The following is an 18,120-nucleotide window of genomic DNA, read 5'->3' as shown; positions in this document are numbered from 1 at the left end:
GCCATACCTACCTAGTTAACCTGGAGCCAGAAGGATGGTTTGAGCCGTGAATTTGGGAATGACAATTTAGACAGTTTTTTCCAAGTAAAAATTCAGACCCCTGGCCAGTATTAGGAAGCCCGCCGCCATCGTGCTGAACACTTGGGTGAAAAGCTGCCGAATGACATTGCTGACATAAAAATGGTCCGCGAGTTTTTAATAAGCTGGCATTAACAGAACCATGTGGTTTATGACAAGTGGTACAGTCTTCAGCAACCGGCGCATGTTCAAATAAGAATGGACCACGCTTTTCAGCATGACAGGAAAAGCAGGTGTCATTTACCGTTGGCTCATTTAGCGAATGCTCACTGATATTGCCATGGGGATTATGGCAATCAACGCAGGTTGTTTTACCCTCTAAAATTGGGTGACTAGATGGCATATGGGCAGACGCCTGCACTGATTTATGGCACGTGAAGCAAGTTTCTGACTGCTCTATTCTAACTAAAACTTCATCTATTTGGGTATGGATGTTATGGCATGATAAGCATGATAATTGTTCATCATTATGTACCCCACTCAACCACATCACTTGGTTTCCTTTTTCATGGCAGCCTAAACATACTGCAGACTGCTCATTAAATTCGCTCGGCCATTTAGGGCCAAAGCTTAAGCTAGGAGAGTTATCTCTTGGTACCTTGCCGTGTTCTAAACTTGGGCCATGGCAAGTAACACATGTTTCATTATTTTTGCCAAATACTTTGCCATGTGGTGTTTGCCAAATAGCATGAATAGACGAGCCTTGTGACTCCTGATGGCAACCTAAACAATCTACCTCTACGACTTCTGCAGTAGTAACTTGCTCTGCGGCAAACAAGCTATTAATACTAAATACTAAAACAATAGCGAGTAGCAAACGAATCAGGCTACCTTTTAAAGCTTGTGCTATTTTTGTTTTTTTAATCACGCTTTAACATTCCTTGCGAACTTATTACTGCAAAATAAAATCTGTATCAATACCATCAGATGAAATGGTCAGTGGTAACGACACTTTATGTTCTGCGCCTGATTTTCCATCTAAATGAATGGCTATACCGAAGGTAATATCATTACCTTCAATAAGCGGCTTAACCTTGTCATCAATAGGTTTATTTATGACTACAGTCCATATACCATTAGCAAAGTTTGCACTTGCCGTAAGTTGTCCAAGTTCACTTTCTTTACGTTCACCTAAAACCTTAAATCGCTGTAAATCAGCAAACTTTCCTTTGCTTAAATTAACCCGCCATAATTCGACAAACTCACCATTTGTTATCATGTTATCCAGTGTTTTTTGATCATATTCAACACTAGGAAAACCAACACTGTGCTGTTGTTTTAATGAACTTAATAAATATTTAGTTTTATTAAGACCTCTGTCGCGACTCATACCCGGTAAATCCCCATGACAAGATGCCCAACAGCCACCTTTTGAAAAAGCATCAACCTGGCCATTATCAAACATTAAGGCAAGGCTATTATCATTTTCACTGCCTTTCCAGGTGATGGTAAATTGCACTGCTGATGCCATTTTTTTAACTGACACATTGGATTCTATGCTTGAGATGATTTCTTTCGGAGCAAGTGCTTTACCAAGTTCTTTCGCTTCCCCTAAATGACATTGACGACAATTTCTACCTTGACGTAGTGCTTGTGCTCCAGGATGCTCTTCCAGTAACCAATCACCATCTGATTGCCCAGGGTGGAATACATCCACCAACATCGACGCTAATCCGCCCTCACGTAATTTAGAAAAGTTTTCTTTATCAACATGAGCAACACCAAGGTGACAATCAACACATGTTCTGTCTTTATGTTGCATTACCAAATGATAATTTTTGGCCTTAAGGCTTACTTCACTGCTTAGTTGCATCTCTCTAAAATCATGACAGTTACGACAACCTAACGATCTATTTTCCAGCATCATAAATTGCGGCAGAGGATTAGCATGCGGATTGTGACAAGTTGAACATATGGGGTTTTCATCAATTTTATCTTTAAAATGATGTATGCCATTCTTTTGAACTTTATGACAAACAGTGCAGACTTCAGCTTGTGTGTCTTCTTCTCGAACAGGATCAAGATCTACATGGACGTCATGACAGGTCACACAGGTAACCTCTTGTTCTGCATGTTTACCTGCACGCCACTCCTTATGAGTTGCCGTTTTTTCATGGCAGTTTAAACAGGTATTATTTTGTTGATCGATAGTAGCTGTCCATCTTGGACCATAACTTGTTCTAGGTTGAAATTTAGTTGGTGTTGCTGCATGTGTTTGGCTATCACCATGACAAGCGGCACAACCATCATTATTCACTGGCGACTCTTTTATCAACTTGTCCCAATGCTTACTATTGTGCATTGCTTTGATCTTATGACTCACTTTTGGATCATGACAACTTGTACATTCAATTTTGGCCGATATTTGTTGCGCGCCAGCGTTGCCAGTTATAAATAAACTAAGCAAACCCAATAACACAACAACTGCTGAAGGCAATTTAAACACAATATTTTGTTGCATATTTCCTTTCTCCAAACCAAAAATCAATGTGTGTCTGCTTCAACAATAGCAGCAACGTCTTCAGACAAATGAGTAAGCCCCTGGTGACAATCAATACAAGTTTTACCTTCATTTTCCATAGCTGCATGAAACTCTTGAGCTTTTGCAGTTTGCAATTCAAACACCATTTGTGAAACTTCGTGACAATTACGACATTCTTGTGAGTCATTTGCTTTTAAGCGGGCTATTTCTTTATCCCGCATATGTACAACTTTTGATAGATATTGTTCTGTTGTATCTAATTCCCCAGCAAAATATGACCATAATTCACGCGATGCGATAATTTTTCGCCACATTTTATTGCCAAATTCAACTGGTACGTGACAGTCTGAACAGATAGGGCGAACCCCGGTTTTATTCTTGAAATGAGTAGATGTATGGTAAGTTTCTGCCGTAGCTCCCGGTTGTGAATGACAGCCAGTACAAAAAGCTTCTGTATTGGTCATTCCCATACCAACTTCAAAACCAACAACAGTACCTACACCGACAAATAAACCAACCGTAATCAAAAAGAAACTGGTATATGCTGCTTTATTAAAAAAACGGGAAACAATAAATGCAATAACCAGCAAAACAACCACAATGGCAAATATCACTATAACCAAACCAAATGGTTCGAGTAATTCAAAAATCCATTCCATAAAATCTAGCATTATTTGTTACCTTTATTGTTATTCATATTTGTTATGGAGTTGAAAGCAGAGCATCTGCTATTGCTTGGATTTGAGGGTCTGTGTAGCTTGAAAACTGCCCCATTCCACCAAAATCACCATCTATAGCCCCAGATATTTCAGCAAATGTGGCATCGGTTTTATCTGAGCCTGAACTGCCCATACCATTGCCTTGGTGGCAATCTGTACAATTATTGGTAAATAACGCGGCTCCATCAATTAAGTAATCAGCAATAGCTTGAATTTGCATATCATTAAAATCTGAGAACTGCCCCATACCGCCAGTGTTATTGTCAATTGCTCCTGATATATCAGCAAATGTCGCATTGGCTTTAGCTGCCTCACTATGACAACCACTACAGTTAGACGTAAACAATAACGCTCCGTCAATTAAGTAATCTGCAATAGCTTGAATTTGCATATCATTAAAATCTGAGAACTGCCCCATACCGCCAGTGTTATTGTCAATTGCGCCTGAGATATCAGCAAATGTCGCATTGGCTTTACCTGCCTCGCTATGACAACCGCTACAGTTAGACGTAAACAATAGAGCTCCATCAATTAACTCGTCGGAAATTACATCGAGCTGTCTATCGTTTAATATTTCGAGATCAGCAATCATCATAGAACCGACCGTTGCAATCGCATTGGCAATTTGTGCGGCTGTCCGGTTCGCTTTATCGGCACGAGTGTGACAACCACTACAGCGATCATCAAACAGTTGGACTTGATTGGTGATCGCCTCTTCGACCGCTTGCAGTTGGATATCACTTAGGCCTTGCGTCATGCTCGCGCCTTTGATTTGCTCAATATTTTTATTTGTTTTGTCTGAACTACCTGTTCCAAGGCCATTAGCGGTATGACAGCCTCCACAGGTATTAGTAAATAAATCAGCACCATCAATTAACTCGTCGGAAATTACATCGAGCTGTCTATCGTTTAATATTTCGAGATCAGCAATCATCATCGAACCGACCGTTTCGATCGCATTGGCAATTTCAGCTGCGCTTCTATTCGCTTTATCGGCACGAGTGTGACAACCACTACAGCGATCATCAAACAGCTGGACTTGATTGGTGATCGCCTCTTCAACCGCTTGCAGTTGAATATCACTTAAGCCTTGCGTCATGCCTGCGCCTTTGATTTGCTCGATATTTTTATTTGTTTTGTCTGAACTACCTGAGCCAAGACCATTAGCGGTATGACAGCCACCACAGGTATTGGTAAATAAATCAGCACCATCAATTAACTCGTCGGAAATTACACCGAGTTGTCTATCGTTTAATATTTCGAGATCAGCAATCATCATCGAACCGACCGTTGCAATCGCATTAGCAATTTCAGCGGCGCTGCTATTCGCTTTATCGGCACGAGTGTGACAACCACTACAACTATCATCAAAGAGTTGGACTTGATTGGTGATCGCTTCTTCAACCGCTTGCAGTTGAATATCACTTAAGCCCTGCGTCATGCTAGCGCCTTTGATTTGTTCGATATTTTTATTAGTCTTGTCTGAACTCCCTGAGCCAAGCCCATTGGCGGTATGACAACCACCACAAGTATTAGTAAATAAATCAGCACCATCAATTAACTCGTCGGAAATTACGCCGAGTTGTCGATCGTTTAACACTTCTAGGTCAGCAGTCATCATCGAGCCGACCGTTGCGATCGCATCAGCAATTTGTGCAGCTGTCCGATTCGCTTTATCGGCACGAGTATGACAACCACTACAGCTATCATCAAAGAGCTGAACTTGATTGGTGATCGCTTCTTCAACCGCTTGCAGTTGGATATCACTTAACCCCTGCGTCATGTTGGCATTCATTATTTGCGTAATATTTCGATTGGTTTTATCGGAGCTGCCTGAGCCAAGGCCATTGGCGGTATGACAACCACCACATGTATCTGTAAATAAAGTAGGACCATCAATTAACTCGTCGGAAATTACGCCAAGCTGTCTATCGTTTAATATTTCCAGCTCAGCCGTCATCATCGAACCAACCGTTGCAATAGCATTAGCTATTTGTGCAGCTGTCCGATTCGCTTTATCGGCACGGCTATGACAACCACTACAGCTATCATCAAACAGTTGAACTTGATTGGTGATCGCTTCTTCAACCGCTTGCAGTTGGATATCACTTAACCCCTGCGTCATGTTGGCATTCATTATTTGCGTAACATTTCGGTTGGTTTTATCGGAGCTGCCTGAGCCGAGCCCATTGGCGGTATGACAGCCACCACAGGTATTAGTAAATAAATCAGCACCATCAATTAACTCGTCAGAAATTACGCCGAGCTGTCTATCGTTTAATATTTCAAGATCAGCTGTCATCATCGAGCCGACGGTTGCGATCGCATCAGCAATTTGTGCAGCTGTCCGATTCGCTTTATCGGCACGGCTATGACAACCACTACAGCTATCATCAAAGAGCTGAACTTGATTAGTGATCGCTGCTTCAACCGCCTGCAATTCTAAATCACTTAAGCCTTGCGTCATGTTGGCATTCATAATTTGCGTAACATTTCGATTGGTTTTATCTGAGCTGCCAGAGCCAAGGCCATTGGCGGTATGACAACCGCCACAAGTATCTGTAAATATTTGCGCGCCATCTAGTACTTCGGGTACCAACGCATCTGCAATCGCTTGTACTTCAGGATCGGTTAAATGACCTACCATATCTTGGCGAGCAGTCAACTGCTCAAAGGTATAACTGGTTAAATCCGGCCCAGAGCTACCAGAGCCCAAGCCATTACCTGTGTGACAGCCGCCACAATCAGATTCAAACAATGCTGCACCATCAATTATCTCTGGGACCAATGCATCTGCAATCGCTTGCACTTCAGGATCGGTTAAATGCCCAACCATATCTTGGCGAGCAGTTAACTGCTCAAAGGTATAACTGGTTAAATCCGGTCCAGAGCTACCAGAGCCCAAGCCATTACCTGTGTGACAACCTCCACAATCAGATTCAAACAATGCTGCACCGTCAATTATCTCAGGGACCAATGCATCTGCAATCGCTTGCACTTCAGGATCAGATAAATGACCTACCATATCCTGGCGAGAAGTTAACTGTTCAAAGGTATAACTGGTTAAATCCGGTCCTGAGCTACCAGAGCCCAAGCCATTACCTGTGTGACAACCTCCACAATCAGATTCAAACAATGCTGCACCATCAATTTCTTCTGGAGTAATCGCTACTGATATAGCTTGGATTTCTTCTGCAGTTAAAAAGTCCAATGAGTTCATAGCACTAACGGTTGCTATTGCATCTGTTATTTGCTCTGCTGTTCTACCAGTTTTATCACTACCGCCAGGTGTTCCTAAACCATTAGCCGTGTGACAACCGCCACAATGTGTTTCAAATAGGACCACTCCATCAATTGGCGGTGGAACCACTTCGCCTTCAATAGTCACTGTCACTGTATCAGTTGCCGTTAAACCATCATTGTCAGTAACAGTTAGTTCAAAAACTAAATCACCAGGTTCAATATCTGGCACTGTAAATTTTGTTGTGGGGAAAGTAGGGTTAATTAAGGTCACAGTTGCGCCAGACACTTGTAGCCATTGATAACTTACAATACTGCCATCTGAGTCGGTTCCTAAACCAAATAAGTTAACAACATCACCATACATTGCTGTTTTATCTGAACCGGCTTCTGCTGTTGGTGGAACTGTTCCACCGCCACCATCTACTTGTACGGTAATATCAACAGTGTCGGTAGCAAAATTGCCTTCGGTATCTGTTACGGTTAATTCAAATGTTAAAACATTGTCTGTTGGGTTACTTGGGCTGGTAAAACTTGCCGTGGCAAAATCAGAGTTTAGTAGCGTAACACTATCACCAGAGATTTGAGTCCAAGCATAAGTGCTTATGGTTCCTGTATCAGTTGTACCTGAACCAGGTAAGGTCACAATTACTTGGGAGGTTACTTGTTGGTCAACACCTGCATTGGCGGTAATGTTTGCATCAGGATTTTTGTCATCGTTATCATCGTCGTCATGGTCGCAACCAGCCAATAGTAAAATACTGACGAGCAGTATTAACTTATAAAAATTTTTAAAATGAAATAATGTTGCTGAAAGTAACCCTGAACTATTACTTGAACGCATGCTTCACCTGGTTTTTATTAATGAATTAAAACTGCCGAGAACATCCTGTGGCAATATAAAAAATACCCTATTAAAAAGATTAGTCGCTTTTTACAAAAGAGCGTAATTTATTCGTGAGAAAAAACATTTAATTCAAAAATCTTTTTGTCTCTTGTCAAAATGTCTAACCATATATATTTGCTGGGAATTTTCATTTGAATTGCCGATACAATTTCATTGATTACTTTATAGCTTAGGTGTATTCCTCCCCCCCCTGTACAAATATCGACATTTATTAACTTTTTTTATCATTTATAAAAAATTTGATCTAAATCAACAAATCTAAATGAGAATTGTTTGCATTTAGATTTAACTTTGGTTATAGTCTCGCCATAAAATAATTACCATTTGAAAACATTACATTTACCAGGGAATACCAAGTGATGAAAAAATCAATTATCGCAACTGCGCTTATGTCTTTATTTGCAACTAATGCAATGGCTGCTGAAGAAACTCAAGAATTACGTGAAGTAATCGCAGAACAACAAAAAGTTCTACAGTCTTTAGAGAAACGTTTAAATGAGACTGAAAGTCGTCTTGAAGCAACGGCTGATCAAATGGATGAAAATGCATCTGCAAATCCATTTGCTAATACAACTATTGGTGGCTATGGTGAACTTCACTATAACAATTATGAAGATGAAGATGCTGAAATTGATTTTCACCGTTTTGTTTTATTCTTTGGCCATGAGTTCGATTCAAAAACACGTTTCTTCTCAGAGTTTGAACTAGAGCATTCATTAGCCGGTGACGGTGAAGACAAGCCTGGTGAAGTTGAACTAGAACAAGCCTACGTTGAATATGATTACAGCAAAAATATCACTACTAAAGCGGGTTTATTTTTAGTACCTGTTGGTATCATCAATGAAACTCATGAGCCACCAACATTCTACGGTGTAGAGCGTAACGGCGTTGAGAAAAACATTATTCCTGCAACTTGGTGGGAAGCAGGTTTGGCTGGTAACTTTAAAGTGGCTCCTGGTTTAAGCATTGATGCAGCAATCACAAGTGGTTTAAATGTTGTTAATGAAGTAACTGATAAAAATGCTTATTTAATTCGTAAAGGTCGTCAAAAGGTTGCTGAAGCAAGTGCAGAAAACTTAGCTTATACAGGTCGTGTTAAATACACTGCTATTCCAGGTTTAGAATTAGCTGCAACATTACAATATCAAACGGATATTACTCAAAGCGCAGCGGGTGTTGATGAAGCAGCGGCAACATTAATTGAAGCACACGCAATTTATCAAGTTAATGACTTTAGTATTCGTGCATTATACGCCACATGGGATATTGATGGTGACGAAGCAGAATCACTTGGTCGTGATGAGCAAACAGGTTGGTACGTAGAGCCTTCTTACAAAATATCTGAAGAGTTTGGCGTATTTGCTCGTTATGCGGAATATAACAACCAAGCAGGCGACAGTTCTTCTGAAGCTGTAGAAACAACTACAGTTGGTATCAACTATTGGCTACACGAAGATGTTGTATTTAAAGCTGATGTTGAAGAGTTAGGCGGTTCTAAAGACTCTAAAGGTTTTAACTTAGGATTTGGTTACCAGTTCTAATTAATTGTCTCTGCAGACAAGTAATCAATATTAAAGTGAATAAGGATAATCCTTATTCACTTTATTCATTTAAGAAAAGTATGGATAAAACAATATTTTTCTTAAATGAATAGAAACGATTAATGCTATATTTACCTATTAATATTTTCGGGTAGAAAACGACTATCAGACCGAGTAAAAGGTACTACGTGAACAAATTTATCTACATTTTGTTAATTTTATCTGCAAGTGCATTTTCAGCATTTGCGGATGAAGTTTATCAGTCTAATGAGCAATTTTTAGCACAAGCATTTAACACCGAAGTACCAAAAACAGAGGTTTTATGGCTATCAACTGATGATAAGGCTGCTATCAGTACCATAATGAAGCGTAAGTTCAACCAACTGCGTATTCGTTTTTGGCAACAAGATGATGCCACAGTGTGGATACTTGATGAAATTGGTAAGGAAAAACCTATTACGATTGGTGTTCATATTGAAGATACTAAAATTGTAAATATAAAAGTACTCGCATTTCGAGAAAGTCGAGGTGATGAAGTTCGTCATCAATTTTTTACCAAGCAATTTATAAATGCCCAGTTAGATGATGACAATCAACTCACTCAGCATATCGATGGAATAACAGGTGCTACCTTGTCTGTTAGAGCATTGAATAAAGTTGCTCGCCTTGCGCTCTGGTTAGATAACAAAACCCAAGTGAAACAATAAAATGGTTAAAGTATCTAAAAACTCTCTTCACGCAAAACTGATTCGTCATTTACGTGAGTGGCATCGAAAATCAGGGATTTTTGCTGCCGTACTTCTGATCTTTTTATCTATTTCAGGTATCGCGCTAAACCATACTGAACTTTTTAAACTTGGCCATACTTCCATTACAAACCAATGGTTACTGCAACATTATGGCATCAAGGATCCTACCAATTCCACGTTTTTCCATGATAAAAAATTCACTGTCAGTGACGGCTATATCTTCAAAGATGATACTTTGTTGCAGGAAGGTTTAGAGGATGTCATCGCAATAGGCCAATATTTAGAATTTTATCTAGTGTTAACTACAAATACATTATCACTTTATGATGATAACGATAGCTTGGTTGATACAATAACGTCCAGTGATGGTCTTCCAAGTAACATTACAGCGATGGCTATTAATAACAGCTCTATCATAGTAAACAGCTCAAATGGTTATTATCAAAGTGGCGAACACTTGCTTGATTGGCATAACGTCGATTTTGTTAACGAGCCTTCGTGGATTGTCCCTGATCAAGTTACCAGTGCCGATATTAATAATGCCAGCATACGTTATAAGTCACAGTTTCTATCATTAGAAAGAGTAATTTTGGATGCCCATTCTGGCCGCATATTTGGTGATTATATGGTGTTGTTCATGGATCTTGTTGCCCTTGCAATTATTATCCTTTCACTCAGTGGTTTGTATATTTGGATTCGTTACTCTCGTTCCAAGAGATAATTATCGTAATCCACCGCAAATTTGTTGCTTTACATCAATTATTAACTGATTTAATCATTCTTTTATTGCTGAAATGGCAATGTTTTTATAAAATGAAATGAGAATCATTATTATTTAAGGTAGTTTTATGACCCTAGTTGAATTGCAAAAAAGCCAACGAGCTAAAATAAGTTATTTACCAGATAACTTCGATTTAGCCGCGCAATTAATGGAACAAGGGTTCGCCTTAAAGTCTGAAATTTGTATGGCGCAAAAAGCACCATTTAACGGCCCTATCGCCTTTCATCTGCACGGCACTAAAGTTTGTCTTGCCACAAATGTCGCCAAACAAATTGGTATAGAACTAGTCTAATGTCACAACTTTCTCATATTGCCCTGGTCGGATTTGCAAATGCCGGCAAAAGTACCTTTTTCAATAATTTAACGGGTTCAAAACAAAAAACAGGAAATTGGACCGGCGTTACCGTTGCCAGTACACAAAAGCAATGTAACTTACTCGGTCAAGCAAGGCTGTTATCTGATCTACCCGGTATCAGTTCTTTAACTGCTAAAGCTCAACAAAGCCAAGATCTCTCTATCACCCAAGATTTTCTGAAAAATGAAGATATAGATTATTTGATCAATATTGTTGATGCGACTCAATTAAAAAGGCAATTATATTTAACCACGCAATTATTAGAACTTGGCTTACCTATGTGCGTGGTGTTAAACAAGTCAGATCGTAAAGAAACTGATGAGCTGAACTTGGATATTTTATCCAAAGAGTTAGGTTGTCCAGTTATTGCAGTAAACAGCTTAGCTAAAAATACCACAGAAAAAATAGAATCTATTCTAGAGTCTTTAAGCAACAAAACGAGTCGCCCTAAAAACCTCATTTTACCTGATAACATTTCAACTCAATTAGCCGAAAACAACTGTGACTTACTTGAGCTAGAACAAGGTGGCTGTCAGAATAACCAATGCCAAAGCCATAACGAAGATACAATCGCAATCATGCAGTCACGTTATAACTTTATAAATGACTTATTGGTTAAAGCAACAATTTGCGCAAAGCAGACTCATTCATTCAGTGATAAATTAGACAAATTCATTTTGCATCCAATGCTCGGTTTGCCAGTGTTTTTACTGATGATGTATTTGTTATTTATGTTCGCCATTAATGTCGGCAGTGCATTTATCGACTTTTTTGATATTTTTGCCGGTGCTATTTTTGTTGACTATCCACAGTATCACCTTGCAAAATTAGATTTACCAATATGGTTATTAACGATAATAGAAGGAGCAGGCCTGGGCATTCAGACGGTTGCGACATTTATACCAGTCATTGCCTGTTTATTTATTGGTTTATCGCTATTAGAAAGCAGCGGCTATTTAGCTAGAGCAGCGTTTGTAGTCGATAGTTTAATGCAAAAAATCGGCTTGCCTGGCAAAGCCTTTGTCCCACTAATTGTTGGCTTCGGTTGTACCGTACCTGCGGTTATGTCGGCTCGCATCCTAGATAGCGAACGAGAGCGAATTACCACGATTATGATGGCACCATTTATGTCATGTGGTGCTCGATTGCCTGTCTATGCGTTATTTGCCACAGCATTTTTCCCTGATTCAGGCCAGAATATCGTATTTTTGTTATATTTAATCGGTATTGCTGCCGCACTTTTTACCGGCTTATTGCTTAAACATACAATATTAATGGGCACTAATTCAGTAAACATTTTAGAGTTACCACTATATGAATTACCAAAGCTGTCTTTTTTGATTCAGCGCGTGTGGCAACGAACTCGATCTTTTATTCTCGGTGCAGGTAAAACCATTGTCATAGTAGTGTGTATCCTGAACTTTTTTAATTCCTTAGGAACCGATGGTGAGTTTGGTCATCAAGATACTGAAGAGTCGTTACTAAGCCAAACTGCACAAGTTGTTACTCCTTTATTAGAGCCGATGGGTGTTAAGGAAGAAAACTGGCAAGCAAGTGTTGGTATCATCACTGGCATATTTGCTAAAGAAGCGCTAGTGGCTACGTTTAACAGCTTATATTCTGCCCCTCAAGAAGAAGTAAGCGAATTAAGTACGATACCTGAATTATGGGATGAAGCATCGGACACTGTATTGGAAAACCTATTAGGTATTAAACCTGAAGACCCACTTGGAACTGATATTGGTGACATATCTGACATCCATGTAGCCGCGCAAGAGCAAGGCGTAGAGGAAAGCACTATTACCATTATGCAAACAGCCTTTGCAGGCACTATTGGTGCATTCAGTTATTTGTTGTTTATCTTGCTTTACACGCCATGTGCTGCCGCTATGGGCGCAATTAAGAATGAAGTGGGTACACGCTGGGCTACTTTTGCTGGCTTATGGAGCTTCGCACTGGCTTATCTAGCTGCGACATTCACTTTCCAAGTTGCCAACTTAGCTGCGCAACCAGTGTACGCGAGCATTTGTATTCTGTCGGTAATTGCAACATTAGCCATCATTTATACTTGGTTAAAACGTTACGGTAAGCAGATATTAACCATTCCGGTACAAGTGTCGTTTCGTTAAAGTAGTTTGTACACAGAATTAGCATAAAAGAGGATTAAGCCTATAGCTTAATCCTCTTTTTTTGTTTTATAAGGTTTGGGATTGTAAGCTCACTGTCAAATACGGAGGTCCCGGATGTCGCTTGAGCTCCTCCGGGATGACGTTATATTTTTTCGAGATACGATTGAGCCTCCGCAGAGCTTGTTAACTTAAACTACGTCATCCTGTGCGAGTATAAACGAGGCACGGGACCTCCCAAGTTGACAGCGTGCATAGAACAATAGCTTTTCGTTTCTCGTTTCTCGTTTCTCGTTTCTCGTTTCTAAATTTTAGCCAATAAAAAAGGCCGCGTTAGCGACCTTTCTTTAGTGTTCTATAAATTATCGATATTAGTCGATGATTTTAGAGATTAGGCCATGGATGGCCGATATGCCTATTATGCATGGAGCAATCATAGGTCAACACCAGCACCGATTACGCCATGAATGGCGTGTATGCCGAAAATGCAGGAGCAATTTTCGGTCTGTACGGCTCAAGTAAATCATAAATGATTTATCTGCAAGCCAGAGGCTCACAGCGATAGCTAAAAATAGTGCCTATTTTCTTAACGCTATCGTCATCACGGAACACCGTGAAGCTGGTAGAACAGGCATAAAAAAAGGCCGCTACGCGACCTTCTTTTCAGCTAGGCTGTATAAAAATTATTAATCAATAATTTTTGATACTACGCCTGCACCAACTGTACGGCCACCTTCACGGATAGCGAAGCGTAAACCTTCTTCCATCGCGATTGGGTTGATTAGCTCAACAACAAACTTAAGGTTGTCGCCAGGCATTACCATTTCAACACCTGCAGGTAACTCTACAGCACCTGTGATATCTGTTGTACGGAAGTAGAACTGTGGACGGTAACCTTTGAAGAATGGAGTATGACGACCACCTTCATCTTTACTTAACACGTATACTTCTGATTCGAATTTAGTGTGTGGGTTAACTGAACCAGGCTTACATAATACTTGGCCACGTTGTACTTCTTCACGCTTAGTACCACGTAATAAAACACCACAGTTTTCGCCAGCACGACCTTCGTCAAGAAGCTTACGGAACATTTCAACACCAGTACATGTAGTTACTGTTGTGTCTTTGATACCTACGATAGCAACTTCGTCACCTACACGTACGATACCACGTTCAACACGACCTGTTACAACCGTACCACGACCTTGGATTGAGAAAACATCTTCGATTGGAAGAATGAAGTCACCATCGATTGCACGCTCTGGCTCTGGAATGTAAGAATCAAGTGCGTCAGCAAGTTCAACTACTTTCTCTTCCCATTTAGCTTCACCTTGAAGTGCGCCTAATGCAGAACCTTGGATTACTGGTAAGTCATCACCTGGGAAATCGTATTCTGAAAGAAGTTCACGAACTTCCATTTCTACTAATTCTAATAACTCTTCGTCATCAACCATGTCACATTTGTTCATGAAAACAATAATGAATGGAACACCAACTTGGCGAGATAGTAAGATGTGCTCACGTGTTTGTGGCATAGGACCATCTGTAGCAGCAACTACTAAGATAGCACCATCCATTTGTGCAGCACCTGTGATCATGTTTTTAACGTAATCGGCGTGACCTGGACAATCTACGTGTGCGTAGTGACGTGTATCTGTATCGTACTCAATGTGAGAAGTATTGATTGTAATACCACGCTCGCGCTCTTCTGGAGCGTTATCGATTTGTGCGAAATCTTTAACTTCACCACCGTGTACTTTTGTAAGTACAGCTGAGATTGCAGCAGTTAATGTTGTTTTACCGTGGTCAACGTGTCCGATTGTACCTACGTTTACATGTGGTTTCGAACGTTCAAATTTTTCTTTAGCCATTTTACTAATACCTTAAAGTTTATAGTAAGCATGCTCTTTGTGAGCAAGCTTGAATTTAAATTACTAATTAAGATTAATTCTCTTAATTAGATTGCCAATTAGAATTAAAATCCGCTCGGCTGACAAATTGATTCTGTTACATTTTTTGGAGCTTCATTGTATTGCTTGAACTCCATTGAGTAAGATGCGCGGCCTTGAGTTGCACTACGTAAATCAGTAGCGTACCCAAACATTTCAGATAGTGGCACGAGTGCTGTAACTATCTTTGAACCTGCCGGACCTTCATCCATACCCTCAATCATGCCGCGACGTCTGTTTAAATCACCAACAACATCACCCATGTTTTCTTCTGGGGTAGTTACTTCAACTTTCATCATAGGCTCAAGTAATGCAGGGTTTGCATCTAGCACACCTTGCCTAAAGCCCATTGAAGCAGCTACTTTAAAAGCCATTTCATTTGAGTCGACATCATGGAATGAACCGTCAAATAAAGTTGCTTTGATATCTAACAATGGAAAACCAGCTAAAACGCCGTTTTGCATTTGTTCTTCACAACCTTTTTCAACAGCCCCCCAATATTCTTTTGGTACAGCACCACCAACAATCTCACTCTCAAATTGGAAACCTTCACCTTCGGCGAGCGGTTCTAATTTAAGCCAAACATGTCCAAATTGGCCACGTCCACCAGATTGACGTACGAACTTACCTTCAACTTCAACGCTTTTGCGAATAGTTTCACGGTAAGATACTTGTGGTTTACCAACGTTACAGTCAACTTTAAACTCGCGCTTCATTCGATCAACAATGATATCTAAGTGTAATTCACCCATACCAGAGATAATCGTTTGACCAGTTTCATCATCAGTCTCTACACGAAATGATGGATCTTCTGCTGCAAGTTTACCTAAAGCTACACCCATTTTTTCTTGGTCAGCTTTAGTTCTTGGTTCTACTGCGATTGAAATTACCGGTTCTGGAAATTCCATGCGCTCTAATGTGATCACTTTTTGTGGGTCACATAAGGTATCACCTGTTGTTACGTCTTTCATACCAATTAAGGCCGCGATGTCTCCAGCACGAACTTCTTTGATTTCAGCACGATCATTGGCATGCATTTGTACAATACGGCCAATTCGTTCTTTTTTAGCTTTAACTGCGTTGTATACCGCATCGCCAGAGTTAACCACACCCGAATATACACGGATAAAAGTTAGCGTCCCTACGAATGGGTCAGTTGCAATTTTAAACGCCAGAGCAGCGAATGGCGCACTGTCGTCAGCTTCACGAGAACCTTCGGTTTCGTGTTTATCGTTGTTGATGCCGGTTATCGCCTTTACTTCAGTAGGTGATGGTAAATATTCAACAACGGCATCTAATACCGCTTGCACACCTTTATTCTTGAAAGCTGAGCCACAAGTTACCAGAATAATTTCATTACTTAAGCTGCGAGTTCTAAGTCCTTCTTTGATCTCACTTTCAGATAATTCACCTTCTTCCAGGTATTTATCCATCAGCTCTTCAGAAGCTTCTGCTGCAGATTCAACCAAGTGTTCACGCCACTCTTCTGCTAAATCTTGCATATCACTTGGGATATCTTCGTACGTAAAGGTCATGCCGTGATCGGCGTCATTCCAGTTAATTGCTTTCATCTTGATAAGATCAACAACACCAGTAAATTCTTCTTCGCTACCAATTGCTAATTGCATTGGTACAGGATTCGCGCCAAGGCGATCCTTCATTTGTTCAACAACGTTTAGGAAATTTGCACCGGTACGGTCCATTTTATTGACAAATACTAAGCGAGGTACTTCGTACTTTTCCATTTGACGCCATACGGTTTCAGTTTGTGGCTGAACACCAGATGAAGCACAAAGTACTAGTACGGCACCATCAAGTACACGCAAAGAGCGTTCTACTTCAATAGTAAAGTCTACATGGCCGGGAGTGTCTATAATATTGATACGGTGGTCTTTGAATTGACCTTCCATGCCTTTCCAGAAACAGGTAGTAGCAGCGGATGTGATAGTGATACCACGTTCCTGCTCTTGTTCCATCCAGTCCATGGTTGCAGCGCCGTCATGTACTTCACCAATTCTATGAGATAGACCAGTATAAAATAGTACACGTTCTGTTGTTGTCGTTTTACCAGCATCTACGTGAGCACAGATACCGATGTTACGGTATAGCTCAATAGGAGTCGTACGAGCCACTTTACTTAATCCTTGTTCTAAGCTTGAGCTTAGATAACAGAAAAAGGCTGGCCAATTGCTTGGCCAGCCATATTATTTTACCAACGGTAATGAGCGAATGCTTTGTTAGCTTCAGCCATTCTGTGAACGTCTTCACGTTTCTTCACAGCTGAACCTTTGTTATCAGAAGCATCTAACATTTCGTTAGCTAGGCGTTGAGCCATTGATTTTTCACCACGTTTACGAGCAGCGTCAACTAACCAGCGCATGGCTAGAGCGTTACGACGTACTGGACGTACTTCAACTGGAACTTGATAAGTTGAACCACCTACGCGACGAGATTTAACTTCCACTGAAGGGCGGATGTTTTCTAAAGCGATCTCGAATAACTCTAAGTGTTCTTTATCAGAATTTTTCTCAGTTAAGATGTCTAGTGCACCATAAACGATTTTTTCTGCTGTCGATTTTTTACCATCAACCATAAGAATGTTGATGAATTTTGCTAAAAGTTCATTTTTGAACTTCGGATCTGGCAAGATTTTTCTTTGTCCTACGACACGTCTTCTTGGCATTTTATGTACTCCGATTGTAATTTCAGGAATTTCCCAAAACAAAAGTTAAATTAGGTTGTTTGGCCTTACTTGACGGAGTTCCGTTAAGATTTAGGGCGCTTAGCACCGTACTTAGAACGGCCTTGTCTTCTATCGTTTACACCAGAACAATCTAGTGCGCCACGAACGGTGTGGTAACGCACACCTGGTAAATCTTTTACACGACCACCGCGAATTAAAATTACGCTATGCTCTTGTAAGTTGTGACCTTCACCACCGATGTAAGAAGTAACTTCGAAGCCGTTAGTTAAACGAACACGAGCTACTTTACGTAGTGCTGAGTTAGGTTTTTTTGGTGTAGTTGTATACACACGAGTACATACGCCACGACGTTGTGGACAAGCTTGTAACGCAGGAACGTTACTTTTAGTTACTTGTCTTACACGTGGTTTACGTACTAATTGGTTAATAGTTGCCATTAATGGGCTCCAAATTAGTTAAACATGTGCTTGGTTACAGTTTATTTCTGTA

13 protein-coding genes are annotated in these 18,120 nt (G+C 40.3%); 5 read left to right on the top strand and 8 right to left on the bottom strand.

The genetic code is table 11. The annotated features are described in order from the left end of the window. Positions 1-7 precede the first annotated feature (7 nt). Genes RI845_RS02410 through RI845_RS02395 form a run of 4 tightly spaced genes read right to left on the bottom strand, consistent with a single transcriptional unit; the run spans position 8 to position 7,363 of the window. Entirely contained in the window at positions 8-946 is a 939-nt protein-coding gene (locus tag RI845_RS02410) for a DmsE family decaheme c-type cytochrome (protein WP_348388165.1), read from the bottom strand. A gap of 24 nt (positions 947-970) precedes the next feature. Next, on the bottom strand, positions 971-2,539 hold the full coding sequence (locus RI845_RS02405) for a NapC/NirT family cytochrome c (protein WP_348388164.1): 1,569 nt from the start codon (positions 2,537-2,539) through the stop codon (positions 971-973). A gap of 23 nt (positions 2,540-2,562) precedes the next feature. After that, positions 2,563-3,231, bottom strand: coding sequence for a NapC/NirT family cytochrome c (locus tag RI845_RS02400; RefSeq protein ID WP_348388163.1), 669 nt, complete (start codon positions 3,229-3,231; stop codon positions 2,563-2,565). Positions 3,232-3,262: 31 nt separating this feature from the next. Next, entirely contained in the window at positions 3,263-7,363 is a 4,101-nt protein-coding gene (locus tag RI845_RS02395) for a c-type cytochrome (RefSeq protein WP_348388162.1), read from the bottom strand. 422 nt (positions 7,364-7,785) lie between these two features. Here RI845_RS02395 and RI845_RS02390 point away from each other — a divergent pair, with 422 nt between their 5' ends. From RI845_RS02390 to feoB, 5 genes are all read left to right on the top strand, one after another. Further along, on the top strand, positions 7,786-8,967 hold the full coding sequence (locus RI845_RS02390; protein ID WP_348388161.1) for a porin: 1,182 nt from the start codon (positions 7,786-7,788) through the stop codon (positions 8,965-8,967). Between the two features lie 188 nt (positions 8,968-9,155). After that, a complete protein-coding gene (locus RI845_RS02385; protein ID WP_348388160.1) occupies positions 9,156-9,674 on the top strand; it encodes an FMN-binding protein in 519 nt (172 codons plus the stop codon). 1 nt (position 9,675) lies between these two features. After that, positions 9,676-10,437 carry a PepSY-associated TM helix domain-containing protein gene (locus RI845_RS02380; protein WP_348388159.1) on the top strand — a complete coding sequence of 254 codons (762 nt, stop codon included), beginning with the start codon at positions 9,676-9,678 and terminating at the stop codon, positions 10,435-10,437. Between the two features lie 127 nt (positions 10,438-10,564). Further along, positions 10,565-10,789, top strand: coding sequence for a FeoA family protein (locus tag RI845_RS02375; RefSeq protein ID WP_348388158.1), 225 nt, complete (start codon positions 10,565-10,567; stop codon positions 10,787-10,789). Next, a complete protein-coding gene (gene feoB / locus RI845_RS02370) occupies positions 10,789-12,981 on the top strand; it encodes a ferrous iron transport protein B (RefSeq protein ID WP_348388157.1) in 2,193 nt (730 codons plus the stop codon). Before RI845_RS02375 ends, feoB begins: the two co-directional genes overlap by 1 nt. Positions 12,982-13,664: 683 nt before the next feature. Here the strand turns inward: feoB and tuf are convergent. The 4 genes from tuf to rpsL all read right to left on the bottom strand — a co-directional run bounded on the left by tuf (position 13,665) and on the right by rpsL (position 18,068). After that, positions 13,665-14,849 carry an elongation factor Tu gene (tuf, locus tag RI845_RS02365; RefSeq protein ID WP_348388146.1) on the bottom strand — a complete coding sequence of 395 codons (1,185 nt, stop codon included), beginning with the start codon at positions 14,847-14,849 and terminating at the stop codon, positions 13,665-13,667. Between the two features lie 104 nt (positions 14,850-14,953). After that, a complete protein-coding gene (gene fusA / locus RI845_RS02360; RefSeq protein ID WP_348388156.1) occupies positions 14,954-17,059 on the bottom strand; it encodes an elongation factor G in 2,106 nt (701 codons plus the stop codon). Between the two features lie 77 nt (positions 17,060-17,136). Beyond that, positions 17,137-17,610, bottom strand: a complete 474-nt coding sequence (rpsG, locus tag RI845_RS02355) for a 30S ribosomal protein S7 (RefSeq protein ID WP_348388155.1) — start codon at positions 17,608-17,610, stop codon at positions 17,137-17,139. Between the two features lie 83 nt (positions 17,611-17,693). Beyond that, on the bottom strand, positions 17,694-18,068 hold the full coding sequence (gene rpsL, locus RI845_RS02350) for a 30S ribosomal protein S12 (RefSeq protein WP_077343579.1): 375 nt from the start codon (positions 18,066-18,068) through the stop codon (positions 17,694-17,696). Between the last annotated feature and the right edge of the window lie 52 nt (positions 18,069-18,120).

This window comes from Thalassotalea nanhaiensis (genome assembly GCF_031583575.1).
In the GTDB taxonomy this organism is placed as follows: domain Bacteria; phylum Pseudomonadota; class Gammaproteobacteria; order Enterobacterales; family Alteromonadaceae; genus Thalassotalea_A; species Thalassotalea_A nanhaiensis.
This window is presented reverse-complemented; position numbering and strand designations above follow the sequence as displayed.

Coding starts and splice junctions, on each gene's coding strand:
- RI845_RS02405 (WP_348388164.1), bottom strand. CDS start 2,539: ATGCAACAAAATATTGTGTTTAAATTGCCTTCAGCAGTTGTTGTGTTA.
- RI845_RS02400 (WP_348388163.1), bottom strand. CDS start 3,231: ATGCTAGATTTTATGGAATGGATTTTTGAATTACTCGAACCATTTGGT.
- RI845_RS02395 (WP_348388162.1), bottom strand. CDS start 7,363: ATGCGTTCAAGTAATAGTTCAGGGTTACTTTCAGCAACATTATTTCAT.
- RI845_RS02390 (WP_348388161.1), top strand. CDS start 7,786: ATGAAAAAATCAATTATCGCAACTGCGCTTATGTCTTTATTTGCAACT.
- RI845_RS02380 (WP_348388159.1), top strand. CDS start 9,676: ATGGTTAAAGTATCTAAAAACTCTCTTCACGCAAAACTGATTCGTCAT.
- RI845_RS02375 (WP_348388158.1), top strand. CDS start 10,565: ATGACCCTAGTTGAATTGCAAAAAAGCCAACGAGCTAAAATAAGTTAT.
- feoB (WP_348388157.1), top strand. CDS start 10,789: ATGTCACAACTTTCTCATATTGCCCTGGTCGGATTTGCAAATGCCGGC.
- tuf (WP_348388146.1), bottom strand. CDS start 14,849: ATGGCTAAAGAAAAATTTGAACGTTCGAAACCACATGTAAACGTAGGT.
- rpsG (WP_348388155.1), bottom strand. CDS start 17,610: ATGCCAAGAAGACGTGTCGTAGGACAAAGAAAAATCTTGCCAGATCCG.
- rpsL (WP_077343579.1), bottom strand. CDS start 18,068: ATGGCAACTATTAACCAATTAGTACGTAAACCACGTGTAAGACAAGTA.